This is a genomic window from Enterococcus raffinosus (assembly GCF_018917525.1).
Lineage (GTDB): Bacteria > Bacillota > Bacilli > Lactobacillales > Enterococcaceae > Enterococcus_A > Enterococcus_A raffinosus_A.
This window is the reverse complement of the sequence record NZ_JAHLOS010000012.1, coordinates 52,235-79,233: the sequence shown is the minus strand read 5'-3', so window position 1 is coordinate 79,233 and position 26,999 is coordinate 52,235. Positions and strand designations below refer to the sequence as shown.

The following is a 26,999-nucleotide window of genomic DNA, read 5'->3' as shown; positions in this document are numbered from 1 at the left end:
AAATGATTTTAAGAAACATTGGATAGAAACAAAGAATGAGGTGAAAGTATGGTGGTCAAGAAAATAGCGATTCGCGAACTCGTTGAGTTTATCTTACGCCGCGGCAGCATTGATGAAGGAAAAAATAGTAATCATACACCTCAAGAAGGCGCACGAATTCATCGTCAATTACAAAAAGAAGCGGGCGAAGGCTACCAAAAAGAAGTATGGCTGAAAAAGTCTCTTGAGATTGCTGAAACTGCCGTTCAAATTGAAGGACGGGCAGATGGTATCTATTTAGAAGATGAAAAAATAATGATTGATGAAATTAAAACTTCGGAAACCCCTTTTGAAGAACTTGAGGCAGGAATTATTGATCTCTATTTCTATCAAGCGATGGTTTATGCCTATATTTATAGTGAACAAGAAGAACTAACGGAAATCGGAACGCGTTTGACTTATTTTCAAACAACAGAAGAAAAGATCACACGTCAGATTCGGACCTTTAGTTTTGAAGAATTAACAGATTTTTTCAATGACTTGATTGAACGTTATGAGAACTGGCTAGTTTTTCAAATGCAATGGCGAGAAACACGCAATAATTCGTTAAAGTCATTAGCATTTCCTTTTGATACCTATCGAGCAGGGCAAAGGGAGCTGGCCGCGGCTGTTTATAAAACGATTCATGCACAGCAAAAGCTTTATGTGGAAGCACCGACTGGAACTGGCAAAACCATGTCAACTCTTTTCCCGACATTCAAGGCGATGGGTGAAGAATTAGGTGAGCGCATTTTTTACCTAACCGCTAAAACCATTACCCGACAGGTAGCAGAAGAAACAGTTACGAAAATTACTAAAAAAGATGCCCGGGTTAAAAGCGTCACGCTGACGGCCAAGGACAAGATTTGTTTCTTAACGGAACGCAACTGTACGCCAGAGTATTGCCCCTTCGCGAAGAGATATTATGATCGGGTCAATGACGGCCTTTGGGATATGTTAAACAATGATGATCAATATACACGTCCAGTCATTGAAAAATACGCCCGAAAGCATGAGCTGTGTCCTTTTGAATTGTCATTAGATATTAGTCGTTTTTGTGATTTGGTCGTTGGCGATTATAATTATCTATTTGATCCAACGGTTTATTTGCGCCGTTTCTTTGAAGAAGAGAATAAAACGAACTTAGTGTTAGTTGATGAAGCTCATAATCTAGTCAATCGTTCAAAAGAAATGTACTCGGCTAGTATTTCTAGGGAAAATATCGCGCAGATGCAAAAAGACTTAGATAAATCCTTTAAAAAATTGAACAGAGCATTTACCAGAGTCGATAATGAGTTTGAACTAATCCATCAATCGCTGGAGGGCGAAGCCTATCACCATCAGCAGGCTGCTCCTGAAAGCTTAATCAATAGTTTGTTCAAATTGCAAGAGCAGATCAAGGAATGGTTGGCAGAGAATCCCGATCATCCAGCGCAGCAGAAAATGCTGTCGGTTTATTTTGAGATTATTCGCTTTACACGTATGAGTGAATTCTACGACGATCACTATCAAACAACCGTTGAACATAAAAGCTATGATCTGATTGTAAAAGAATACTGCATTGATCCTTCTTGGTTTCTAGAGCAAACAATGGAGAAGGTTGGCAGCAGTATCCTTTTTTCTGCTAGTTTTTCACCCCTAGATTATTATCAAGAGGTCTTAGGCGGAGGCGAGGATAGTTTAACATATCGTTTGCCAAGTCCTTTTCCAAATGAAAATCGATTAGTTATGGTAGATGCCAGTGTCCAAACGACTTATCAAAAACGGACTCAAAGTATTCCCAAAATCGCTGCATCGATTGAACGACTAATAAAAACGAAAACAGGCAACTATCTAGTTTTCTTTCCATCCTTTCAATATTTAGATCAGGTGGCAGATTATTTCCATGACGTTTATCCAGAATACGCGATCCAGATTCAAGGTTCAAAATTGAACGAAGCAGAAAGAGAGGATTTCTTAGCAGCTTTTGTTGATCAACCTGAGAAAACGTTGATCGGATTTTGCGTATTAGGGGGTATTTTTTCAGAAGGGATTGACTTGGTTGGCGAACGCTTGATCGGGACCGTCGTTGTTGGCGTGGGATTGCCGCAAGTCAACCATGAACAAGAGTTGATCAAAGAATACTATGACGAAAAACGCAATCAAGGATTTAGCTATGCCTATCAGTTACCCGGTATGAACAAGGTTATTCAAGCTGCCGGTCGTGTGATTCGGACGATGGAAGATCGGGGGATTATTTTATTACTTGATCAGCGCTATACCAATCCGCATTATCAAAATCTGTTACCAGTCAGCTGGTCAGATCGAAAAATAGTCTATGGAGCAGAAGATGTAGAACAGTCAGCACGCAAATTTTGGCAAGCAAGAGAATAAAACTTTGAGTAGTGCAAGCTTGAACTCTTTTTCTGTAATAGTTGATAAAAATATTGCATACGAAATAAAGACATATTTCTCAGTAACTAGCAGTTAACCGAAAACTCTCTTCATTAAGAATAAAGGAAAGCCGACAAAAGTGTCGGCTTTTTTAACGGTAATTTATGAATTGTACATCAATCGGTAATTCGATATCTTTAACTAATGAAATGACCTGTTGCAGATCATCCCGGCTTTTTCCAGTCACTCGCAGGCGATCTTCTTGAATTTGTGCTTTTACTTTGATTTTGCTGTTTTTGATCGCTGTCGTGATTTTTTTAGCACTATCTCTGTCAATTCCGTTTACTAATTCTGCTGCTTGGCGAGCATTTCCACCTAACGCGTGTTCTGAAGCAGAAAACTGAATGTTCTTCAAAGGGACCCCGCGTTTAATCAGTTTACTGAAAAGCACGTCCTTGACTTGCTCCACTTTGTATTCATCTTCAGCTTTAATAACTAATTGATTTCCTTCTAACTTAATGTCAAAGAGACTACCCTTAAAATCAAAGCGATTTTTTAACTCTTTCAGGGCAATTTGTACACCATTTTTGACTTCCTCTTTATTCAATTCCGAAACAATATCAAAGCTTGCATCTTTAGCCATAGACATCCTCCTTATTCGATTTAGCAACTTCTTTTCCAAGGATTCAAATGCCAAATATCATTCATTAAGACATCCCAATCCATTTCTTATAGTTTATCAAAAATTGCTAAGAAAGCCATAATTATTCTCCAATCTAATATGGAAAAAGATTGATTATTAATGAGAGAACCTGTTACTCTATTATAGGTTTGAAAATGAAAGGGGAATCACGGATGCAGAAGGTTATCAATTATACATCAAAGGATTTAACAAAAAAAATCCTTGTCATATTATTTACAGGTCTGACCGGAGCAGTTGGACTAAATTATTTCTTGATTCCAGCGAATGTTTTTTCTGCTGGTATGACTGGGATTGCCCAGATTGTAGAGCATTTACTTTCAAATGCTGGTTTATCAATTGATACTGGGATTTTGATCTTTCTTCTGAACGTTCCGGTATTCATTTTAGGGTTTATTAAATTAGGAAAGTCAGCAATGATACTGAGTTTTGCTAACGTGATTGCGATGTCGTTCTTTACGACCATTGTGCCTACTGGTCAAGTCACAGATAATGTGTTGATGAATGCGATTACTGGTGGCGTATTACTTGGAATCGGTGCGGGACTTTCGTTGAAATTTGGTTTTACAACAGGCGGATTAGATATCGTCTCATTGCTGCTGTCTAAAACGACTGGACGAACAGTGGGAAATTATATGATGCTTTTAAATGGTGTCATCGTTGTTGTTGCCGGGTTCTTTTTTACTTGGGAAAGTGCCTTGTATACAATCATCACAATTTTTACTATGAGTACGGTCGTCGATTACGTTCATACCAGTCACCAAAAAATGACTGCTTTTATTACAACAAGTAAAAGCGCTGACATGCGTGCGGCTTTAAACAACGAACTTTTGCGAGGAATGACCGTCATTCAAGCACGCGGCGGCTTTAGTTCCAGTGAACGAGAAATGATTATGATCGTTTTTACTCGTTACGAATTATACGCATTGAAGCAGGTAGTAGCAGATGTTGATCCTCAATCCTTTACCAATATTGTTGCGACGGATTCGGTTGTCGGGACTTTCTTAACACAAGATGAACAACTTCAACTAAAGAAGTCACAAAGTAGTAAGTAACAATTCTTAAATGAGAATAAACAGGTTTCAATTCTCATTTACAAAAGCACGAAGATAGAGTAAAATACTTCTTGAAACTCGAAAGGAGTGGAACAGGTGGAAGAGAACACAGAAAAATGGACCGATGCAGAAATAGCTGAAATTAAAGAAACTATTTTGACTGCTTTAGAGTCAGTAATTGACCCTGAGTTAGGTATCGATATTGTTAACCTTGGCTTGATCTATGAAGTAGATTTCGAACAAACTGGAAATACTGTCATCAAGATGACTTTGACCACTATGGGCTGTCCGTTAGCTGATATCCTAACTGACAATATCCAATCAGCATTAGCTGAAATTCCTGAAGTTACCAATGTAGAAGTAAAGCTTGTTTGGTACCCCGCGTGGACAACTGATAAAATGAGTCGTTACGCGCGAATTGCACTAGGCATCCGTTAATGTAACCAAAAAAATTATCTCCTCTTTTCTTAAGAGGGGATTTTTTTGCTATAATTGAGTATAAGGAGGCGAATGCGTTTGGAGAATTATGATTTAGCTGATTATTTGGCCGCGAAGAAATCCTTGACCTCAACGCTGCATAAAATCGAGCAGGCAATCGTTTCGTTGGAGGACAAACAAACTGCAGGTCGAAATATGAAGGCCCAAATTACGTTATCAAAGGAACGTGTTAAAGCCTTGAAGCTTTCTCTTGCACTGATTGAGCGTGAAATTAGTCGATTGAAATAAAAACAGAAAAAGCATGAAAATGTTTTTTCTGTTTTTTTATATTTAATATGACAGCTTATTGTCGTATTAGCATTGATATAGTTTAAATGAAGGGAAGGAGCTTTATGCAGATTGAACGGTTAGTGCGAATGATTTTCTATATCGTTAATCGAAAACAAGTTACTGCAAGGGAACTGGCGGATTATTTTGGTGTCTCTACGCGAACGATTTATCGTGATATCACAACTCTGAGCTTGTCTGATATCCCAATCATTTCTAAAAAGGGCGCTGGTGGCGGTATTTCATTGATGGATGGATACAGCTTGAATGAATCGTTTTTGACGATCGAGGAGCAATTACAGATTTATCAGGGATTACAGATTTTACAGGCGTCAAATTATCCTGAAGCGGATCAAGTACTAACGAAAATCGGTGCGCTCTTTAATCAAGCACCAGCTGACGACTGGTTAGAAATTGATTTCAGTTACTGGGGAAGCAGTGAGGATGAAAAAATCACGATCTCAGAATTACGCCGAGCGATTACTCAAAAATATGTCCTAGCCTTTGATTATTTTAATTCTGAATTGCAACGATCTGAAAGAAAATTGGAACCACTTCGTTTGATCTTTAAATCACATGCTTGGTACATCGTTGGCTATTGTCACGATAATCAGGACATTCGAATTTTTCGATTGTCTCGGATGAAAAGGATACATGTTTTGGAACAAAATTTTGACCGTACGTTACCTGAAGATTTTTCTTTAGATCATTCTGGTTATAGTACTGAATACGTACTTTTCAAGCTTCGATTTTTACCAGAAATGGCTTATCGTTTATTTGATGAGTTTCATGAAGACGAAGTGAAGCGATGTTCGGATGATCGTTATTTAGTTACGGTCCGGTATCCACTGAATGAATGGACCTATCATCGCTTACTTTCATTCGGACCTTACGTAGAGATACTTGAGCCGGAAGCCGCTCGAAAAGAAGTTAAAAAACGAGCATTGAAGATTGCTCAGCAATATAACAAGGAGGAGAACTAATGGAGGAATGGCTGTATGTCATGTTGATCAAGAAGACCAAAGATTATCGACGTTTAAATAAGGTGGACGTTACCGAACATGCCGAAAACCTAAGAAAATTAGATGCAGAAGGGAATATCAAACTTGCAGGTGCCTTTAAGGGGTACCCAGGCATGGCTGGAATGTTTATTTTGAAAGCAAAAAGCTATGAAGAAGCGGAAACAATCTGTCAAAATGAACCATTAATTGTTAACGGCTATGCGACGTATGAGCTTCATCAATTACAGGTTGCCAGTAAAGAAAATAACTATTTATTGTAGAAAGGGGCTGATAAAATGAATGTTGGAAAGATGTTGTTTGTTCGGATTGACTTTAAAAATGGTGAGGATGAAGTCAGTGAAAAGGTAGCGATGGATTCTGCAGCTTATTTAAAACAACTATCGAAGGAACGTTATCTAACTGCTGGGGTATTTGGCGATATGACAACGGAGATAATCGATGGCGCCATGGTAGTGTTTGAAGCTGAAAATTTAGCAGAAGCGCAAGCCATTTCAGACGCGGACCCAGTCATTCAAAGCGGACTTTATCGCTATGAACTAAAACAGTGGCATGTGATGATAGATCCGGCAGAAAAGTAAGAAAAAAAGAAACGACCAGTCACACGTCGTTTCTTTTTGCTTTAGAGGCTTCGAAAAAGTTTTAGAGCGGCCGTAGTTCTTATTTTAGTAGGATCATTTAATGACGAAAGTTCAGTCTGAACGTCTTTTTCCGAAGCTTCTTTTAATAAAAGCAGCCGATAAATCAAGCGCAGATCCTGTCGACGAACTTTTGGTAGATGCTGTATCAAGACTCGATTCAGATCTGCATTCATTTGATTGATTCCAATCAAAGGGTCTTTTTGAATAGTGTATTGATCCAGATAACGATCAAGGTCCTGCATCGCTGCTTCTGCTTTTTCAGGAACAAAGCCATTTGCCCATGCTGCTGTCAACAGAACGAAACTATCCGAATCAGATAAATCTTGCAGAAAGCTCGTAATTGTCGCATTCAATACTTTTTCCCGTAATCCTTCAAAAACTTCTGGTTCATTTTGTTTGATTCGCGAAAAATAGTTGGTGAAGCCATCGCTGTTTAATAAATTCAAATCTATCGCTTTAAACCAATTATAATGGTGAGAATTCAGATAAGAATACGATTTTTCTTCGGTTGTTCGCTGAATTTGTTTTAACTCATCGATTGATTTCATCTTTCTCCTGCTTTCTTTTTCAGAATAATCTACTTCTGAATAATTTCCAATCATTATTATACTACTTTTTGAGCGAGCCAATCTTTTTGTCTCCGTTTTTGATTAAGTTATAATGAGAATAAGTCATAATTTGAGAGGATTTTTTATGAATGAATTAATTAATACCTTTAGTGAAAGAAAGGACGATTTACTATCGGCGATCTTTGAGCATTTAGCCATCTCTTTAAGTGCTCTGCTCATCGCCATAGTAATCGCAATTCCGTTGGCGATATTATTGAGTCAACGAAAAAAATTAGCAGAGGTCGTTTTACAAATTACAAGTATTTTGCAGACGATTCCGTCACTTGCATTACTTGGATTGCTGATTCCCTTCGTTGGAATTGGCACAGTTCCCGCATTAATTGCACTAGTTGTGTATGCGCTACTGCCGATTTTCCAAAATACCTATATTGGATTGGCTGAGATTGATCCGTCAATTGAAGAGGCGGCTGATGCATTTGGAATGTCACGCATGCGAAAATTGATGCGAGTTGAATTACCCATGGCAATGCCAGTCATTATTTCTGGAGTTCGAACTGCCTTAGTCTTAATCATCGGTACGGCAACATTAGCAGCCTTGATTGGAGCAGGCGGCCTTGGTACTTTCATTTTGTTGGGAATCGACCGTAACGATCCAAACTTGACGTTGATCGGGGCGATTAGTTCCGCTTTGTTAGCGATCATTTTCAGTACGTTGATCCGTTTCCTGCAAAATCGCAGCGGGAAAGTAACGCTGATTACTCTTGGAGTAATTTGTTTAAGCATTGGCGGAATCTTTTTTGCTCAAAACAATCCAATTGGCAGCGAGACCGTAACAATTGCCGGAAAATTAGGTTCTGAACCAGATATTTTGATCAATATGTATAAGGAAGTCATCAAGGATGAAGATTCCTCGATCAATGTAGAATTAAAGCCAAACTTCGGAAAAACCAGTTTCTTGTTTAGTGCGGTGAAAAGTGATCAAATCGATATTTATCCTGAATTTACGGGAACCGTTTTAGAAAGCTTAGTCAAGGTTCCTAAAAGCACACCAGATAATTTATCGCCAGAAAAGACGTACAAAGAAGCGAACAAATTACTAGATTCGCAATTTGATATGCGTTTATTAAAACCCATGGATTATGAAAATACGTATGCTTTAGCAATGAAGAAAAGTGAAGCAGAAAAACGTGGAATCACTAAAATTTCTCAATTGCAGGGACAACAAGATCAATTGAAAGCGGGCTTTACTTTGGAATTCATTGATCGTCAAGACGGTTATCGTGGAATTCAAGATAAATATGGCGTGAAATTAAGTTCGGTTCAAAGTATGGAACCTGCACTGCGTTATCAGGCAATCAATAATGGTGATGTCGATGTGATTGATGCATACTCAACAGATAGTGAAATTAAACAATATGATCTAGTCACCTTAGAGGATGACCTTCATCTCTTCCCACCATATCAAGGTGCTGCATTGATGAAGAAAGAGTTTGCTGATAAGCATCCTGATATTGTCAAAGCCTTGAATCGTCTGGCAGGCAAGATTACTGAAGATCAAATGATCGAAATGAACTATCTTGTGAACGTGAAAAAGGAACAGCCGGCTAAAGTTGCCCATGACTTCTTAGTGAAAGAAAAAATCATTGGGGAGGAGAAATAAATGGAATCGATTATTGAATTTAAAGACGTAAGTAAGGAGTTCGAAGGCAATGTTGTCTTGAAGGATTTGAACTTCCAAGTGAAAAAAGGCGAGATTTTTGTCTTAGTTGGTCCTTCAGGAAGTGGAAAAACGACTTCACTAAAAATGATCAACGGTTTGATCGAACCTACAGATGGAAATCTTTATTTTAAAGAAAAACGAATCAAAGATTACAATATTCAGAAATTACGCTGGCAGATTGGCTATGTTTTACAGCAGATCGCTTTATTTCCAACCATGAGTGTCAAGGAAAACATTGAAGTTATTCCTGATATGCTCGGCTGGGATAAGGAACGACGCAACAACCGTGTGGACCAATTATTGAGGGAGGTTGACATGGACCCAGATCAATTTAGAGATCGGATGCCAAGTGAGCTCTCAGGCGGACAACAGCAGCGGATCGGAATCATTCGTGCGCTAGCATCAGAGCCGGACATTGTCTTAATGGATGAACCATTTAGCGCGCTAGATCCAATTTCACGTGCAAGTCTTCAAGACCTTGTATTAGAATTGCATCAAAAGTTAGGCAATACCGTAATCTTCGTGACTCATAATATGAAAGAAGCGATGAAGATCGGTAGTCGAATCGCGGTCATGCATGAAGGAAAATTGATTCAGTGTGATACACCAGAAGAGATTCAGAAGCATCCAGCCAATAAATTTGTGGAAGAATTCTTTGATGAAACGACGGATGAGGTGTATACACAAACATTGGAGGTCCTATATAATGGCGGTTTTTACCAAAAATCAGAAACAGCAGCCTCTGAGTTATTAACTTTGTCTATTGAAACTAGCTTGAGTGAAGTTTTTGATTTGTTAGCAGAGCATGATGCCTTTGCGATGAAGCAAGACGGCAAAATAATCGGTATCGTTAATCGGAGCGATGTGTTCCGATATTTAAGTCAAGAAGCCGGATAATAAAACACGATAACACCTTTTAAGTTTGAGTGAAATAGGATACGGCATGAGGATACGAATTATTTTTTGTGCATTTCAAAAAATAATTACTTTATTACGAATAAGATGCCAGTTCCACTTTTTGCAGTTATCGAAGCGGACAATCTTTTGTAGCAAGATGCCGTAACTACAAATAGGAAGTTTTAGTGGAATGGTATGCGGCATGAGGATACGAATTATTTTTTGTGTATTTCAAAAAATAATTACTTTATTACGAATAAGATGCCAGTTCCACTTTTTGCAGTTATCGAAACGGACAGTCTTTTGTAACAGGGTGCTGTAATTACAAACAGGAAGGTTTAGTGGAATGGTATGCGGCATGAGGATACGAATTATTTTTTGCGCATTTCAAAAAATAATTACTTTATTACGAATAAGAAGGGCTAACAATGGAAAAATATGATGTGATTGTAATTGGTAGCGGACCTGCTGGAAATTCCGCTGCTTATGGTTTCAAAGAGCTTGGAAAAAAAGTAGCAGTTGTCGAATCTGATTTATGGGGCGGTACTTGCCCTAATCGTGGCTGTGATCCAAAAAAAATGCTGATGAGTGGAGTAGAAGCGCAAAAGCGGATTGAGACAATGGTTGGCAATGGCTTTGAACAAACACCTAAAATCATTTGGGAAGATTTGATGACCTTTAAGCGAAGCTATACAGACAGTGTTCCCCAAAATACTAAAGATGGGTTAGACGCAGCGGAAATTGATCGCTATCAGGGACAGGCTAGCTTTATTGATACCCATCAAATCATTGTTAATGATGAAATTCTAGCTTCAGATCAATTTCTGATCGCAACTGGACAACGCCCATCAGTACTCCCAATTGACGGACAAGATCTGCTGCAAAGCAGTACCGATTTTTTAGCTTTGGAGCATTTACCTAAAAAAATTGCTTTTATCGGTGCAGGTTATATCGCTTTCGAATTAGCCGTGATTGCTAGTGCTGCTGGCTCAGAGGTCCATATCATACATCACAATGATCGTCCGTTGAAAGAATTTGATCAAGAGTTAGTGTCAGCTTTAGTGGAGCATATGAAACTAGCTGGTGTTCATTTTCATTTTAATGTAAACACAAAAGCAGTAGAACTGATGCATCCGCAATATCGTATCAGTGGTGAAAATTTTGAATTAATTACCGATATGGTCTTTGGAGCCACTGGTCGAATACCAAATGTGGAAGGCTTGAATTTAGAAAAAGCCGATGTCGCTTATGACAAAAAAGGAATAAAAGTTGATGATCATTTACGTACGACACAGCAAAATATTTTCGCATGCGGAGATGTTGTAGCGAAAAGCCAACCCAAACTGACTCCTGTAGCTGGTTTTGAAGCAGGCTATGTTGTTAAGGCTATGACGGAGGCTACCGAAGCGATCGACTATCCATTAATTCCAACCATTGTTTTTGGCGATCAACGTCTCGCACGATTAGGTGTAGGTGAAAGAGAACTTGCTGCTCATCCGGAAAAATACCATTCACAAACAATGGATTTGTCCAGCTGGTACACGTATCACCGAATCAACGATCAAGGAGCAAAGATAAAATTTGTCTATGACGAAGAAGATAAAATCGCTGCTATTACTTGTTTGAGCCAACTAGCGGATGAAGTCATCAATTATCTCTTGATCGCTTTAACAAAGAAAATGACACACGAAGAAATTGAAAAATTTATCTTTGCCTATCCAAGTCCAGCGAGTGATCTTTCATATTTTATTTAAAACAGAGGGTACCCTCTGTTTTTTTTTGTACAATTATGCTAAAGTTTACGAAAATACGTTCCCATGGTGAGAAAATGAAAACAACACTAACGCAAGAAATTGAAAAGGCACTTTATTATTATTGTATTGAACTCGGTGGCATCGTCGTTGAGGAAGTCACAATGCCAGAAGATCAAGGAATTGTCGATACGCTAGCTTGCTTTTTCAAACCAAATACAACAGAGTGGCGTTGTTATGAGCTTAAGGTGACAAAAGCCGATTTTTACTCAAAAGCTAAACTTTCCTTTATCGGACATTACAATTATTTTGTTTTAACGGAAGAACTCTATTTGAAGGTAATGGAGGACATTCCAAGTGAGATTGGAGTCTTAGTTTACCGACCTTACACTGAGGCAGATGAACTTCCTGCTGAGGGAACCTTTTTTGTTGCAAAAAAGCCAGTAAAAAGAGCTTTGCAGGTTGAAGAAACTGCTCTTACTCAACGCTTTATGGCTTCGTTGTTTCGCGAGGTTCAAAAAGCTAAACGCATGTCCTATGGCACAAGCTTTTTTTCGACAGAACAGCTTTATAAAGAATTGCGTCGGCGTTTGGATGAGAAGGATAGCCTACAGGAGAATAATTACTATCAGCGCTTTATTGAAGATGTTCAAGCGGCTCGCATCGAAAGTTTAGAAGAAGAGCTGCGAGCATTAGAGCAAGATTATGAGTTTTTACGTCAGCAAAGACAGGTTCGGCGTCGTCCGACTGAACCATTGGAGTGAGCCTATGTATTATCCTTATTTACGCGGTAAACAATTCGACCTGCTTGCAGTTAATACGTTGATTAAGGAAGCTCGCTGGTCGAACAAAATTCGGCCGATCATCGAGCCTGTTCGTGATTCGGCGACACTAAAAAAGACAATTGAGTTGTTTGATAGAGAAAATTTTGTTTGTTATTTAATTACGAACCCGCAAGTTGGTACAGCTAAACTTTTTGCAGAAAGACGCTTTGAATGGAAGGTGAGTTCAGAGTCCAGCGTTAAAACAGCAGAGATCGTGACAAAGGAGACTCCATTTGAGGCTGAACTCTATATTTTTAACGCACATTCCTCGCGTAAAATAAAGGATTTAGCTATTCCGAATACCGCACTGTCTGTTATCCCTGATCAGGGAAGATTTAGAGTTTTAGATGTGCCAAATAAAATTTTACTCAGAGAAGCCTTTCAATCAAAAAAAAATGTTGCCAATTATGCTGAAAAAGTGGATGATTTTTATAGCGATGAGCATCTCTATTTATCCGCTGAATCAAAGGGCTTTAGCGATTATACGATTGAAGGCAGTCGTTATTTTGACAAAGGTGGTCCAAGTCGTGCGATTGCTATTCATATTAGCTATTTTGATGCGTACTTTAATATTAGAGTCAAACACTTTGTGTCAGACAGCAATGAATCCGCGCAGGATCAAAGTGGAAAATTTTTTGAAGCATTAGAAAAGTTATCTGAATGGTATTTTCGTAATCAGGATCAGCTCTTACTAACTATTGGTTTAGAAGAATTACTGCACTATCGAGAAACACAGAAATTCCCTGGCTTGGGAACAATCAAGAAATGGTCATTGGCACACCATTTGGAGTTGATCGGGGCCTATTTAGAACACGGTGATCATTGGCAGAGAGGATGGAAAAATAATGGGATATGAAGATGAAGATTTTATTGTCAGACAAGCCCAGCAAATGGGGGAAGTCTTAGGAGGTATTCTGGGCAAAAAGGATGCGGAGACGATCATAACCTTTGGCAACGAAGCAAAAACTAGCGATCTAAAGGAACAGGATTTTGATTTTCGGTTGAGTACCTATGAGGATCTTCCAGAGATTGGTGTCATTATCAATCAGGCCAAACAATATTTGAAGGATCAAGGATCACCACAATGGCAAAATGGCCACGAGCCTCACGAAGCAGTGATTCGCGAAGATATACGAAAAAAAGCCAGCTATGTGCTGACTCTAAAAGGCGAGATCGTTGGGACGGTCGCGCTGCTTGCTGAAGAGGACCCTATCTATGAAGCAATCGATGGGAAGTGGCAGGGGAATGGACCTTATGTAGCATTACACCATGTCGCAGTTAATCAAAATTATCGTGGAATGGGGCTAGGAAAAACACTGTTGAACTCAGCCATTCAGCAGGCTAAACTTTTGGGATTTAAAGACATTCGGATCGATACCTACCCTGCTAATCAGCCGATGTTGAGTTTGATCGAAAAATTAGGATTTGTTTATTGCGGCATGATCTATTTTCCATTTGAACACGGAGAACGCAAAGCTTTTCAATTAATCCAGAGCTCGATGTAATTGAAGGAGCATTTCGTCAAGTGTGGCTTCACCATTGATGATAATTAGATTGGAAAATTGTTTCAATCGTTCAAGGCTTTCTACATCCTCTTGAAAAATTGCTAAACGGCGTTCTAATTCTTCAGTTGTTGCTCTTTTTTCAAGGCGAGCGATCATTGTTTCTTGCGAAATATTGATCCAGATAGGAACCATTTGATCACCAAAAATTCGATGTAGGTTGATAAAACCGGTCGTGGTGATCGGATCATAGCAGTCACCGGCAGCCAAAGATTTTCGTAAAGTTGATTTGGCAATGCCGTAAAATTCTTCGTCATAAACATCGTATTCCGCAAATTGGTCATTATTGACCATTTGCTTGAATTTCTTTTTTGATACAAAAAAATAGTCACGTCCATGTTCCTCACCTTCACGTGGGGAGCGCGTTGTATACGAAATAACTTTTTGTTCAGGAGTGAAGGCTTTTTCAGCCAAGCTGGTTTTTCCTGAACCACTTGGTCCAATGAATAAGTAACAATGATTCATAATTAACACGTCCTTTTTTATAGTATAAAGAAACTGGGCGAAAGAAGCTAGGGAGGGGACCCTATATGGAGAGAAGTACACGTACAAAAAAACAAACAAATAAGAAGCTGCCAATTATAATTATTGGGATTATTATTTTGCTGATAGCTGGTTTCTTTGGTGTTCGCGCTTATCAAGCGAATCAAGTAAAAAAACAAGGGGAGACAACCGTCAAAGCCTTTGTTAAGAGCTTGCAAAAAGGGAATTATCAAGACATTACCCAAAATTTAAATGCTGATTCAGTTAAGGCGAGCGGCTATTCAAAAAAACAAGTAGCCGAAAAGTACCAGTCGATTTTTTCTGGTATCAGTGCGTCAAATATCAAAATGACGGATTTAACGGTAAATAAAAAAGGTGACACCTATCATTTTAGTTACAAGTTATCAGTGAATACAGGCTTTGGGAAAATAAGTAACCAAAAATACTCTGGCACGTTGACAGATGCTGGGAAAGAAATTAACTGGAAACCGAATTTGATTTTCCCTGGAATGTCTGGCAAGGACAAGGTCAACTATTCTGTTGATCCAGCGACTCGCGGGGAGATTTTAGATCGTAGCGGTCAAGGTATTGCCGTCAATGGAACAGTTTACCAGTCGGGAATCGTTCCCAAAAATCTTGGTACTGGAGAAGAACGGACAGCTAAAATCGAAGCGATTGCTAAAAGTTTAGATATTACTGCTAAAGACATAGATTCCGCTTTAGCACAGGGCTGGGTCCAAGATGATTTCTTTGTACCACTAAAAACTACTGCTGATGCACCAAAAGACACGCCAGAAGGTTTAGAAGTTAAAGAAGCAACAGGTCGTACGTATCCTCTAAAGGAAGCAGCGGCGCAATTAATTGGGTATGTAGGCAAAGTGACTGCTGAGGATATGAAGAAAAACAGCGAGCTTGCCAGCGACAGCTTGATTGGTCGCAGCGGATTAGAAATGGCTTTAGATAAACAGTTACGAGGCAAAGATGGCGGATCACTAGCAATCACTGATAGTAAAGGAAATGAGAAAAAGGTCTTACAGAAGATCGACAAAAAAGATGGTGAAAATGTTAAATTAACAATCGACAGTCGCGCTCAGCAAATCGCTTATAACGGTTTGAACGGGCAAGCTGGTTCAAGTGTAGTGATGGCTCCAAAGACAGGTGAGCTATTAGTGGCAGCAAGTTCACCAAGTTTTGATCCGAATAAAATGACTAATGGCATCAGTCAAGCGGATTACGACGCATATAGCAATGATAAAAATCAGCCCTTTATGAGTCGTTTCGCAAATGGGTATGCACCAGGATCAACCTTTAAAACGATTACTGCTGCAATTGGCCTGGACGCTGGTACCTTGAATCCGAATGAGGAATTAGCAATTAATGGTTTGAAATGGCAAAAAGATAGTTCTTGGGGTTCATACCAGGTGACTCGCGTCTCCGATGTTAGTCCAGTCAACTTAAGGACTGCATTGGTCTATTCTGACAATATTTATATGGCACAAGAGACATTGAAAATGGGTGAAAAAACTTTCCGAGCTGGGTTGAATAAATTCATTTTTGGCAAGGAACTGGATTTGCCGATTGCAATGAACGAAGCACAAATATCTAGCAAAGATAGTTTTGACTCAGAAATCTTACTCGCTGATACTGGCTATGGACAAGGACAATTATTACTTAATCCTATCCAACAGATTACTGCCTATTCTGTCTTTCCTAATAAAGGAACGATGGTTTATCCTAAACTGATTGCGGACAAAGAGACAAAAAATGAAAAAGAAGTTATCAAAGCCAGCTCAGCTGAAACGATTACTGCCGATATGCAAGCGGTGGTCAGTGATGAAAACGGAACGGCCCACAGCTTAGCTGAGCTAAATATTCCGTTAGCTGCAAAAACAGGTACGGCAGAAATTAAAGAAAAGCAAGATGAAAAGGGACAAGAAAACAGTTTCCTATATGCTTTTGATTCCGAAAAACAGAATTACTCAGTGGTTGAGTTCCTAGAGAATAAGCCTGAAGGAACCTCTGCAACGGATCTTTCAAAAGATTTATTGACCTATTTAAGTCAAACCTATCAATAAAATACTTGTCTGAAAAGCCGTAGATTGGTAAGATAACCAAGAAGGACGGTGTCTTATGAACAAGCGACAACGAAAAAAACAAGCTTACAAACAATACATTCGAGCAATTTTTGAAGGCTACGAAAAGATGCTGGAAGATACCAGCATCAAAGAATTACATTTTAGCTATCTGAAGGAAACAACTTACTTGGAACGTGATGACCAAGATAAGATCCATTTTACGACGAAAGAAAAGTAATTCTCAAAAACTTCTCAACAGCTTTTGTTGGGAAGTTTTTTCTATAGCATGGAAGATTCACATTTACCTCCAACTTAAGACTGATAAAAAGCTTAAGAGATTCTTAGTTTGGTAAATAATTATTTAAACAGAAGGGTTCCGAGTTAGTAAACAGAAGTAAATCAGCTAAAATAAGACTATCAAGAAACAGGAGGCATTGTTATGAAATTTCATAAATATATTTTATTAGCAGGTATAGGGCTCTCTTTAGGTGCTGGACTACTTGGTACTTCCAGAGTTCATGCGGAGGCTGATGATGGAGCTATCAATGAACGTTGGGGAAAACCAACATTTGTTGCCGGGGCAGGCTTGAACCAACAACAATTAAACGAAACAATGGATAAATTAGGAATTAATCAAGATAGCGTAAAGATGGAGACAGCCACTGGAGCTGATTTAGTAAAATACCTAGGCTATGGCAGCGGTGATGACAGTGTTATGTTGAGTTCTGTGGTGGTGAATCGTGAGGATCAAGGCAAAGGCATCAATGTCAACATTCTAACCCCACAAAATATTACACAAATTACTGCAGATCAATACAAGAATCCATTAGTTACGGCGGGGATTACCGATGCGACAGTCAAGGTTGCCAGCGTGGTAAAAGTGACAGGTGAAAGTGCTTTGACAGGTGTGTACAAAGCTTTTGAATCGAATGGTGAGACTGTTGATCCTGAGCGGGCACAATTAGCACAAACAGAATTAGACACGACTTCTGATGTTTCACAATCGGTTGTCAACAAAGCAAATGAGCAAAGTCAAAATCAAAACCTGTCGGATAGTGAAAAAGAAAAGGCTGATGAAGCCTACAAGGCACAATTAAACCAAACTTTAGTAGACATTAAAAAGGAACTGGCTGAGCTTAAGGAAAAACAAAGCGAGTTAGCGACGAAAGAGGACGTTGAAAAAATCGTCAATGATGCATTGGAAAAAAATAATCTTTCTCAGTACGTGACAAAAGATGATATCAACAAATTAGTAGCACTTGCACAACAATATCAAACTACCGATGGCGTGTTAGACAAGGAATCCATTCAACAACTAGATAAAATTAGTGATGATTTTAAAGGAACTGTCAATAAAGTTTCTGATCAACTAGGGAAGTTTGGTGATTCACTCAAAGGGACACTGGAAGATAATCAAGGATTTTTTGCAAACTTGTGGCAGCAAATTAAAGATTTTTTTAGCGGATTAACAAATTAATCAAAAAGATTGTGTCACTTTCTAAGTTTGACACAATCTTTTTTTTCGTATGTCAACAGTTTATGCTTATCATTATCACTCGGCTAGGGTAAAATAGAGGAGTGGTTTCTGATTCTAAAGGAAATATTTAGATATTTTCTCTCTCAATGAATGGTATCAATAATAATTATGGTAATATTTATTATATAGTTAACTATTAAAAATGAAGGAGGGTCTTAGATGGAGACTCCAGAGAAACAGGAAGAACTTCAAACTGAAACATCATTTGATTCAGTGAAGGAATCTGCTTCCGATGTGTTAGGTGGGTTGATGGGGCAGATCAAACGGTTGGAAGAGGCAATGAAAGAAGAACGTATGGGTGACGTTTACCAAATCTATTGGAATGAATTGCCAGCTTCGATTCAACAATCCAGTAATGCAAACCATGAAATCGATAATTTTTTGACAAGTAAATTGGATCAAGAAATTCAGAGGACGTTCCCATTTATGATCATGCGGGATGTCGTTTCACCAATTTTGATAAATTATCAGATTGGTAGCTATTATCGAGATCGGTCGGTGTTGCAAGTCGACGCTACACAACCAACTATACAAATATTACCTGAGATTCGTGATCAATGGGAAAAGGTCATGAATGGTGACTATAAAGAAGAATTATTACAGCTTCAGAACCAACAGGATGATTTTGATGCAAAAACCATTGCCGCTCAGTCGGAGTTACGTGAGATAAACGGTAAGATCGCACATCAAGAAAAACTGAAGGCTGAGCTTGAAGAAACAAAAAGCTTTATGAACCGCAAAAAAATCGAAGAAGAAATTGAAGTAATCGATGACAAGCTAAAGGAATTGAAAAGACAGCGGAGCGAATGGACACCTTTTGTGGGAGATCAGCTATCTGGAGAGTCACAAAAAATTGCTTTGGAGAGTAAAATTGCCAGAATCGAGCTAGAACAAGCTGTCGCATTGAAAGAGCTGCGCTTGATCAAAAAAAGGTTTGGCGGTTTGGAAGAAATGGATGCCGCACTTGAAATTTTTATCAAGGATTTCTTAAACAGGGGGGCGGAATAAATGACCGAAGAAAAGAATAAAATCAATCAGATCTATGACGCACTGGTAGAGTCTGAAGAACCAGGTTTGAATATTCGCGAGAAAGAAATTCTTCACCCTGACGATGAAACGACGGAGGAATCGGTTGAAGCCTTTAAGGCAACGCCACAATCCAAACCTGTTAGCGATTCTTCCCTAAATTATTATGATAATCGCAATGAAAATTATCAAGATTTACTTCGTTTGATCGATGATGCAGAAAAAGAGATTGCTGATTTAAAATTCCGAAAAGTATTGATGGAGTCAGATTTTCCAACGCTATTGGATTACTTCAAAAAGATCTTTTTAAGAGAAGAGTTTTCGATTTCAGCGATCGCAAAAGGCGCGCTATTGGAATACATTACCTTTGAACTGATTAAGCCATTGGAAAATTATGGTCTCTATCTTTCAACAAATGATTTTTCTACTTGGGAAAGCAAGCATTTTAATCTTTCTTATCGCTTAACCAATGAGAATGTTATCAACTTTAGTTTTATGATGCCGACTTCTGATGGTAAATTCCGCAATGAAAAAATTAAACTAATGCAAGTTTATCCAGAAACGATGAAAGTCACCGTTTTAGATGAAGCTGTTTTGACGTTATTGAAGGATTGCTACAACAAGCACATTTACACTAGTGGTCAAAATTCAATGTTCAGTCGTGAAATGAATGATGTCATGGCACATATGAAAGAGCTAGGATTTGAGTTTGATGACAATCTTTTAGACAATAGTAAGCCATTAGATCTGACGGTAGATCTTCATCATAAGACGCCAGTTGATGTGCTGGACAGAATCTTTATTACGACTATGGATAACGAAAACTATGATTTCAAAAAGATTGATGAAAATAGCTATCTGATTGCTTTAGATGGGAATCAAACGGTAACGATTGAGCAAAACTCACAAGACGAGTCTAGCAGCCTGAAGCTGAATACCGATCGTAAAAATAAATCATTGATCGAATTTTTTGGCAGCTATCCATTCTTAGTACCTTTGACTATTACTGAATAATAATGAAACAACACGTGTTGCTCCAAAGTCTTTTGGTGAAATGCGTGTTGTTTTTTTACTTGTGGAAAGGATTAAATTTTTACATGAATAAGCAGGTATAGCCATGTTCAGTCTCATGATTTAGCTTTTGAGCAATAAGCAAAAGCTGGGCGAGTTCGAGAAGCCTTTCTAAATCCGACTCATTTTAACTCCCTATTCTTTTCCCTTTGAAAAAAATTAAATTTTTGAGCTTTTTTTGTAGGAAATCACGTTCACTCGTGAAAGTCCGTAAATCCTATGATATACTTTGAAAGTTGATATGAAAGAGTATCAGTTTACCATGTTTGAAAGAGGGTAGAGATTGTGTGTGGAATTGTAGGATTTATTGACCGTTCAGATACAACGCAAAAAGAACAAATTGTTAAAAATATGATGGATACAATCGTTCACCGCGGACCTAACAGCGCTGGACAATTTATTGATGAAGGTGCCGCTTTAGGTTTCCGTCGCTTAAGTATTATTGACCTTGAGGGCGGTACACAGCCGATCAAAAATGAAGACGGTACAAAAATTATCACCTTTAACGGAGAAATTTATAACTACCAAAGTATTCGCGAAGATTTGATCGCAAAAGGCCATGTGTTTACAACGCATGCAGATACTGAAGTGCTATTACATGGTTATGAAGAATATGGGATTGACTTATTACAAAAGATTCGTGGCATGTTTGCTTTCGTGATCTGGGATACGAAAAAACAAGAATTATTTGGTGCTCGTGACCACTTTGGAATCAAGCCGCTTTATTACGCTATAATGAATGGAACCTTTATGTACGGCTCAGAAATCAAGAGCTTCTTGCAGCATCCAAACTTTGTCAAAGAACTGAATAAGGAAGCTTTGAAGCCTTATATGACCTTCCAATATTCAGCATTGGATGAAACCTTCTTTAAAAATGTTTATCGGATCAAAGAAGGCCATTATTTTATCTACAAAGATGGTAAGTTAGACATTCAGCAATATTGGGATGTGAAAGAGCAAGAAACCAATATGACTTTGGAAGAAACCGTTGATTTGATTGATGACACAGTTGAAAAATCAGTTGAAGCGCATCGGATCGCTGACGTTGAAGTTGGTTCGTTCTTGTCATCAGGTGTGGATTCAAGTTATGTAACGGCCGTTTTACGCCCAGAGCATTCTTATTCGATTGGATTTGGAGATAAATCATATAACGAATCAATTGAAGCTAAAAAATTGGCTGATTTGATTGATTTAAATAATACATCTCGTGTCGTTACCGGTGATGAAGCCTTTGAATACTTCCCGTTGATCCAATACCATTTGGATGAACCAGATTCTAACCCTTCATGTGTGCCACTGTATTTCTTAACTGAACTTGCTAGCCGTGATGTACGGGTGGCGTTGAGTGGTGAAGGTGCTGATGAATTGTTCGCTGGGTACCAAGCTTATGGAATGAATACAAAGTCAAAAGCAGTCAAGGTTGTAGCGGAAGGCTTGAAAAAATTACCAAAAGGCATGCGTTACTCGATCGCTAAAGGATTGAAGGGCAAAACCTTTAAAGGTGCATTGCATTTGTACACTTCTTTAGCACCAGCGGAAGAGTTCTTTATTGGTCAAGCGAAGGTCTTTGAAGAAGATGAAGCTGTTGACTATTTACAGCCTGAATACCAACAAAGTCCAACGATCAAAGACATTGTTGATGTTCACTACGAAAAAGTTCAAGATATGTCTGAAATCAAAAAAATGCAGTACTTGGACATGCACCAATGGATGCCGAAAGATATTCTCTTGAAAGCTGACAAATTGGCAATGGCTAATTCATTGGAAGTTCGGGTACCATTACTAGACAAAGAAATGATGAAGGTCTCTGAGATTGTACCAACCAAATATTTGATCAATGCCGAAAATACGAAGTTTGCCTTCCGTCAAGCGGCAGCGCGTCATTTACCAGAGGAATGGTACAATCGTGAAAAACTAGGCTTCCCAGTACCGATCAAAGATTGGTTGCGTGAGGAGAAATTTTATCAAATCGTACGGGATGTCTTTACGCAAGACTTTGTCAAAGAGTTCTTTGATCAAGAAAAGATCATAAAATTACTTGACGATAATTTCGCTGGAACAGCAGACGGACGTCGCAAGATTTGGACAATTTATACCTTCTTGACTTGGTACCAAGTGTACTTTATCAATGATGGTGTAAAACCAGTTCCAGTCACAATCGCGTAATTGTTTAACTGGATTTGACAAAAATATTCAGTCAGGTTAGACTAGGAATAAGGAAACTTAACAAAAATTATGAGGTGTCTTGGTGAGTGTAGTTATTTAATTTGGAGTAACTTGATAGCGAAAAAAAGACTGTTTTAACAGGTTTATTTCGCATGCCAAATTAGATGATACCTATCAAAGCTGATGAACTCGAATTCAAGCTGTGAAGAGGAATCTTCACAGCTTTTTTTGCGACTTCCACTGTGCGCTTCAGCGCACCTAGTGGAATCGTATGCGTACGAAGATAAGATTATTTTTCCGCTTTTTGGAAAAATAATTCTTTTAAGTGAGCTAGCTGCGAGTCTGTTTATACGTACCCGCATAGCTGATAAAATCATATGTATACGAAATTCATAAGACAGTATTGCTAAGTTTCCCTAAGCCTCGATAGGTGTCTTTTCAATCGAAAGGAAGAGACCATGAATAACGAAACATATACAAAAACCCAATTTAATGAAATCAAACAACAACTAAGCAGCTATGCAATTAGCAGTTTTGGTAAGAAACTTATAGAAGCGACACAGCCACATTCTAAGCTTTCAGTTGTTAAAAAAAGGCTGACAGAAACAACCGAAGCCAAAAACTTACTTGATAGCAATCTGCATGTACCATTTATGGGGCTGCAAAGCATCGAGCATATCACTAATCAACTTGAAAAAGGGTTTGTCCTAACTCCTCAAGAATTATTAGAATACGCAGACTTCTTACGTAGTCTACGTTTGATTCAGCGATTCTTCGAGAAGAACCAAAGTATTGCTCCAACATTGAATCGTTATGCTCTAGGGTTAAATGATTTTAATGAAATTGAGGCAGAGATTTATCAGGTGATCCGTAATGGTCGAATTGCTGATGATGCCAGTCGTGAACTACGTCGTGCACGGCGAGATATTGCAGAAACACAAGATAAAATTCAAGAATTATTGAAGAAATTTATTCGTCAAAATAAAGAGAAAATGCAAGAGGCGATTATTACTAAACGGAACGATATTTTCACAGTACCGATCAAATCAGCTTATAAGAAACAGATCAAAGGGACGATTGTTGAGCTTTCCAGTAAGGGAACGACTGCTTATATCGAACCTAGCAGCGTCAGTCGTTGGAACGAGCAATTGACCTATCATAAGCTGGTGGAGGAAGCAGAAGTATATCAAATCCTTGCGACTTTGACAGGCTTGCTAGCTGAAGCATTACCATTAATTCAACAAAATATTGAAATTATCGCTGAGTTTGATCACATTTTTGCTCGGGGAAAGTTCAGTCGTGAGTTAAAGGGTATAACACCAGAGATAAATACTGATGGGTATATTCACTTGGTATCTGCCACCCATCCGCTAATTGAAAAAGCTGTGCCGCTTGATCTAACCATCGGTGAAGAGTATCGCGGCTTAACCATCACCGGACCAAATGCCGGTGGGAAGACCGTCGTTTTAAAAACAGTTGCTTTAATGACGCTGATGACGATGATTGGCTTACAAATCCCGGCCAAAGATGGCACAGAGATCGCCATTTTCGATCAGATCTTTGTTGACATCGGTGACGCTCAGAGTATTGAGAATGCTTTGAGTACTTTTTCCGGACATATGAAAAATATTTCCGAAATTCTACGACAAACGCATAAGAACAGCCTGGTTTTATTAGACGAATTAGGAAGTGGGACAGAACCGAATGAGGGTGCGGCTCTAGCGATTGCGATCATGGAAGAGTTCTATCAAAAAGGTAGTATCTTAATTACTACCACACATTACGGTGAGATTAAGCGTTTTGCTGAACAGCATCCGGATTTCATTACTGCAGCTATGGATTTTGATGCTGAGCATTTGACACCGAAATATCGTTTACTGATTGGACAAACCGGCGAAAGTAATGCCTTGTGGATTGCTAAGAAAATGGCGATCTCTAATCAGATTATCGCTAAAGCTCAAAATTATTTCACAGATCGTAATTATAGTCTTGAAAAGAAAAGCTTTAAGAAGAAAGCCCAAAAGCAGACCTCCGAGTCTATTGAAATGAACTATTATAAGGGAGATAAAATCTTCTTGTTAGAGCAGCAGGAATCAGCCCTTGTTTATCAGGAAGTTCCATTTACGGATAATGTAACAGTCTTTTTGAATGATCAGTTTATCGAAGTGCCTAAGCGCCGAATCAAGCTTGAATTCCGGGCTAGTGAACTTTATCCAGCAGATTATGAGCTTGAAAATCTGTTTGAAGACTTCCATACACGCAAAGAACGTCGTGATATTAATCGCGGTTCGAAGAAAGCCCAACGAAAATTAAGAAAAGAGGCCTTGCAAAGAAAACAAGGCTAAAAAAATCCTCCAGTCAAAAAAACTGGAGGATTTTTTATTTTACTCATATTGCTGATAGGATTTCGTTTTATATAGACCAACTGTTGATCTTTGATTGTTCTCACTATACAAGCTAGAAGACTGTGCTCCTTTTTGTCGTTCGATTTCTTCCAAACGTTCTTTCTGGTTGCGGTAATCATATGAACTTGGATCAATCGAATCCAAGCCACTATCTTGATAATACCTCAGCAAGTCGCCGTTTGTGATTTTATCAGAGGTGATCAATTGCTCGTCAACAGCCTGATTTAATTCAATAAAGGTTTTTTCCTGTTCTGGTGTTGGTTCATCAATTACTTGAGCTGTTTGATTGTCATACATTTTTCCACCGTAGAAAGTGTATTGTGGTGTAACAAAATCCCCATCTCGAAACGCGACAACCTGTTTGTGGTCAGGTGAAAATAAATCCTGTCCCAACTGCAGATATTTATTTGAATCAATCCCTAATAAATGAAGCAGAGTAGGGAGGGCATCGACTTGTCCGCCATAGGTGTGATTAATGCCGCCGTTTGTTGCACCAGGAACATGAATCATAAACGGAACACGCTGTAATTGAGCGTTGTCAAAATCTGTCCAGCTATCTGAATCCTTTCCAAGCAAGGAAGCCAGTTCTTTATTACGTGTATTTGAGATACCGTAGTGATCGCCATATAAGACAAAGATCGACTTGTCATAAAGACCGCTAGCTTTCATATAATCAAAGAATTCTTTTAGAGCAGTATCCAAGTAATTCGCTGTGGCAAAATATCCATTAATTGTTTCGTCTTTAGTATTCGCCACTGGGAAGCCATCTTCATCATTCTTAAAACTAGAATAAGGATAATGATTAGACACAGTTATGAACTTCGCATAAAACGGCTGCTGTAAATGCTCCAAATATTGAACCGACTGGTTTAAAAAGGGCTTATCATGCATCCCATATTGGAAGGAATTATCATCGTTCACATCATAATAGGAAGAATCAAAGAAATAATCAAAGCCTAAATGCTTATAAGTTTTATCGCGATTCCAGAAAGAAGCGGAGTGTCCATGGAATACAGCCGAAGTATAGCCAGCTTTTTGGTTTAAGATATTCGGTGCTGCTTCAAAGGTATTTTTATCTCCTAATTGAGTGAACAGTGCCCCTTGATTCAAACCGAATAAAGAATTTTCCATTAACGTTTCCGCATCTGAGGTTTTACCTGCCTTTACCTGATGGAAGAAGTTATCGAAACTATACGTACTCTCACCGTGATACAGGCTATTTAGAAATGGGGTCACCGTATGATTGACACCATTCTCATCAGGCAATTGATAATCGATCAGAAATTGCTGAAAGCTTTCTAAGTGAATGTAGACCACATTTTTACCTTTAGCAATCCCGAACATAGAATCATTAGGCTCAGCATAATGCTCTTTGATATAACTTTTTACTTCCTTCAGATCATTCGGACTAGCTTCTGCTCGGATCTGGTTATTTTGGAAGGTTTGATAACTATCATATACGGTAAAAGCATTGACACCAAGATACTTCACTAAATATTCCCGAGAAAATTGTCGACTCAAAAGTCCGGAACGATCAATTTCAGCCAGAAAAATATTTCCGCTGCAGATTAGCAAGGAGAGGGCAGAAAGAGCAGCCGCTTTACGGAATCGCGGATGTTTTTCCTCAACGATAATTTTCTTTCTGAAAAGCAGAACAGGTAGAGCAAATAAATCTAAGATGTAAAAAATATCATACCATCGAAACAGGCGAACGGCGCTTTCACCTAAACCAGTTGAAACTTGACCAGCGCCAAGCATTGTATTGATCGTAATAAAGTCAGTAAACTCACGATAGTAGACGGCATTCGAAAAGAGCCAGATCGACAAAATCCCATAAATAATAAATAACGTCGTGTAAGCGACCTTTGAACGTTTAATAAAGAGCCCAATACTGATTAACAACATCGAAACGCTTAGCGGATTAATTAATAAAATAAATAATTGCATCGGGTTTTGAATGCCCAAATGAAAATCGACCACATAAGCAAACATATTTTTCAGCCAGAGCAATCCGATTAATAGGCTGAAAAAGCCAATTCTAGTATTTATAAACTCACTATATTTTTTAAAACGAGACATTTGCATGCTCCTCATCATTATTTTCCATATACTTAAATAGTTTATCGGTTTTTTAATCGAAGGTCAAACCAATCACCGTAAAATCCCTTGATGTATCAGCATTTCTTTCTGTTATCTCGAAGAACATAAGCAAATCTTAATAAACAGGATTCATGGATTAAAATGATTCTTTTCTTGAAGCATCCAAAGGTACTGAATTATCTCGCGAATGCTATAATATGCAGAAATATGAGAGAAGTTAAACGAAACATAGATTATGAATA

General features: G+C 38.5%; 24 protein-coding genes. 20 read left to right on the top strand and 4 right to left on the bottom strand.

Annotated features, from left to right (window positions below; translation table 11 throughout):
- Positions 1-48 precede the first annotated feature (48 nt).
- Entirely contained in the window at positions 49-2,391 is a 2,343-nt protein-coding gene (locus tag KQI58_RS09940; protein WP_216408755.1) for an ATP-dependent DNA helicase, read from the top strand.
- Positions 2,392-2,542: 151 nt separating this feature from the next.
- Here the strand turns inward: KQI58_RS09940 and KQI58_RS09935 are convergent, their stop codons facing one another.
- Complete coding sequence (locus KQI58_RS09935) at positions 2,543-3,034, bottom strand: YajQ family cyclic di-GMP-binding protein (RefSeq protein ID WP_216408754.1); 492 nt, start codon at positions 3,032-3,034, stop codon at positions 2,543-2,545.
- A gap of 212 nt (positions 3,035-3,246) precedes the next feature.
- On the opposite strand from KQI58_RS09935, the gene KQI58_RS09930 reads away from it, so the two are divergent.
- The 6 genes from KQI58_RS09930 (at position 3,247) to KQI58_RS09905 (ending at position 6,511) form a co-directional block, all read left to right on the top strand.
- Complete coding sequence (locus tag KQI58_RS09930; RefSeq protein ID WP_216408752.1) at positions 3,247-4,146, top strand: YitT family protein; 900 nt, start codon at positions 3,247-3,249, stop codon at positions 4,144-4,146.
- Between the two features lie 96 nt (positions 4,147-4,242).
- A complete protein-coding gene (locus KQI58_RS09925) occupies positions 4,243-4,584 on the top strand; it encodes a metal-sulfur cluster assembly factor (RefSeq protein WP_216408750.1) in 342 nt (113 codons plus the stop codon).
- A gap of 72 nt (positions 4,585-4,656) precedes the next feature.
- Entirely contained in the window at positions 4,657-4,872 is a 216-nt protein-coding gene (locus KQI58_RS09920; RefSeq protein WP_216408748.1) for a hypothetical protein, read from the top strand.
- Between the two features lie 104 nt (positions 4,873-4,976).
- Positions 4,977-5,894, top strand: coding sequence for a helix-turn-helix transcriptional regulator (locus KQI58_RS09915; protein ID WP_216408745.1), 918 nt, complete (start codon positions 4,977-4,979; stop codon positions 5,892-5,894).
- Positions 5,894-6,193 carry a YciI family protein gene (locus tag KQI58_RS09910; RefSeq protein WP_216408744.1) on the top strand — a complete coding sequence of 100 codons (300 nt, stop codon included), beginning with the start codon at positions 5,894-5,896 and terminating at the stop codon, positions 6,191-6,193. The genes KQI58_RS09915 and KQI58_RS09910 overlap by 1 nt, the downstream gene beginning before the upstream one ends.
- Positions 6,194-6,208: 15 nt before the next feature.
- Positions 6,209-6,511, top strand: a complete 303-nt coding sequence (locus tag KQI58_RS09905) for a YciI family protein (protein ID WP_216408742.1) — start codon at positions 6,209-6,211, stop codon at positions 6,509-6,511.
- Between the two features lie 41 nt (positions 6,512-6,552).
- Here KQI58_RS09905 and KQI58_RS09900 read toward each other — a convergent pair whose 3' ends face one another.
- Positions 6,553-7,119 carry a hypothetical protein gene (locus KQI58_RS09900; protein ID WP_216408740.1) on the bottom strand — a complete coding sequence of 189 codons (567 nt, stop codon included), beginning with the start codon at positions 7,117-7,119 and terminating at the stop codon, positions 6,553-6,555.
- A gap of 145 nt (positions 7,120-7,264) precedes the next feature.
- On the opposite strand from KQI58_RS09900, the gene KQI58_RS09895 reads away from it, so the two are divergent.
- From KQI58_RS09895 to KQI58_RS09870, 6 genes are all read left to right on the top strand, one after another.
- A complete protein-coding gene (locus KQI58_RS09895) occupies positions 7,265-8,800 on the top strand; it encodes an ABC transporter permease/substrate-binding protein (protein WP_216408738.1) in 1,536 nt (511 codons plus the stop codon).
- On the top strand, positions 8,801-9,757 hold the full coding sequence (locus tag KQI58_RS09890; protein WP_216408736.1) for an ABC transporter ATP-binding protein: 957 nt from the start codon (positions 8,801-8,803) through the stop codon (positions 9,755-9,757).
- Positions 9,758-10,185: 428 nt separating this feature from the next.
- Positions 10,186-11,511, top strand: a complete 1,326-nt coding sequence (locus KQI58_RS09885; protein ID WP_216408733.1) for a dihydrolipoyl dehydrogenase family protein — start codon at positions 10,186-10,188, stop codon at positions 11,509-11,511.
- A 74-nt stretch (positions 11,512-11,585) separates the two neighbouring features.
- Entirely contained in the window at positions 11,586-12,272 is a 687-nt protein-coding gene (locus KQI58_RS09880) for a hypothetical protein (RefSeq protein ID WP_216408731.1), read from the top strand.
- Between the two features lie 4 nt (positions 12,273-12,276).
- Positions 12,277-13,188, top strand: coding sequence for a sce7725 family protein (locus KQI58_RS09875; RefSeq protein WP_216408729.1), 912 nt, complete (start codon positions 12,277-12,279; stop codon positions 13,186-13,188).
- Entirely contained in the window at positions 13,178-13,837 is a 660-nt protein-coding gene (locus tag KQI58_RS09870; RefSeq protein WP_216408728.1) for a GNAT family N-acetyltransferase, read from the top strand. Before KQI58_RS09875 ends, KQI58_RS09870 begins: the two co-directional genes overlap by 11 nt.
- Here KQI58_RS09870 and KQI58_RS09865 read toward each other — a convergent pair.
- A complete protein-coding gene (locus tag KQI58_RS09865) occupies positions 13,817-14,359 on the bottom strand; it encodes a guanylate kinase (protein ID WP_216408725.1) in 543 nt (180 codons plus the stop codon). The two genes, KQI58_RS09870 and KQI58_RS09865, sit on opposite strands and share 21 nt — an antisense overlap.
- 65 nt (positions 14,360-14,424) lie before the next feature.
- On the opposite strand from KQI58_RS09865, the gene pbp4 reads away from it, so the two are divergent.
- From pbp4 to KQI58_RS09830, 7 genes are all read left to right on the top strand, one after another.
- Positions 14,425-16,452: a penicillin-binding protein PBP4(5) gene (gene pbp4, locus KQI58_RS09860; RefSeq protein WP_216408723.1), complete on the top strand. Its 2,028-nt coding sequence runs from the start codon at positions 14,425-14,427 to the stop codon at positions 16,450-16,452.
- Positions 16,453-16,507: 55 nt separating this feature from the next.
- The gene (locus KQI58_RS09855) at positions 16,508-16,690 is read left to right on the top strand and encodes a hypothetical protein (protein ID WP_216408722.1); all 183 of its coding nucleotides are present in this window, start codon (positions 16,508-16,510) and stop codon (positions 16,688-16,690) included.
- A gap of 201 nt (positions 16,691-16,891) precedes the next feature.
- Entirely contained in the window at positions 16,892-17,929 is a 1,038-nt protein-coding gene (locus KQI58_RS09850; protein ID WP_216408720.1) for a DUF1002 domain-containing protein, read from the top strand.
- A 219-nt stretch (positions 17,930-18,148) separates the two neighbouring features.
- Entirely contained in the window at positions 18,149-18,997 is an 849-nt protein-coding gene (locus KQI58_RS09845; RefSeq protein WP_216408718.1) for a hypothetical protein, read from the top strand.
- A complete protein-coding gene (locus tag KQI58_RS09840) occupies positions 18,998-20,029 on the top strand; it encodes a hypothetical protein (protein WP_216408716.1) in 1,032 nt (343 codons plus the stop codon).
- Positions 20,030-20,371: 342 nt separating this feature from the next.
- Positions 20,372-22,252 (top strand): asparagine synthase (glutamine-hydrolyzing), encoded by a 1,881-nt coding sequence (gene asnB, locus KQI58_RS09835; RefSeq protein WP_216408714.1) that lies wholly within the window; start codon positions 20,372-20,374, stop codon positions 22,250-22,252.
- Between the two features lie 458 nt (positions 22,253-22,710).
- Positions 22,711-24,597 (top strand): endonuclease MutS2, encoded by a 1,887-nt coding sequence (locus KQI58_RS09830; protein ID WP_216408711.1) that lies wholly within the window; start codon positions 22,711-22,713, stop codon positions 24,595-24,597.
- A 39-nt stretch (positions 24,598-24,636) separates the two neighbouring features.
- On the opposite strand, the gene KQI58_RS09825 is transcribed toward KQI58_RS09830, so the two are convergent.
- Positions 24,637-26,736, bottom strand: a complete 2,100-nt coding sequence (locus KQI58_RS09825) for an LTA synthase family protein (RefSeq protein WP_216408709.1) — start codon at positions 26,734-26,736, stop codon at positions 24,637-24,639.
- Positions 26,737-26,999 lie beyond the last annotated feature (263 nt).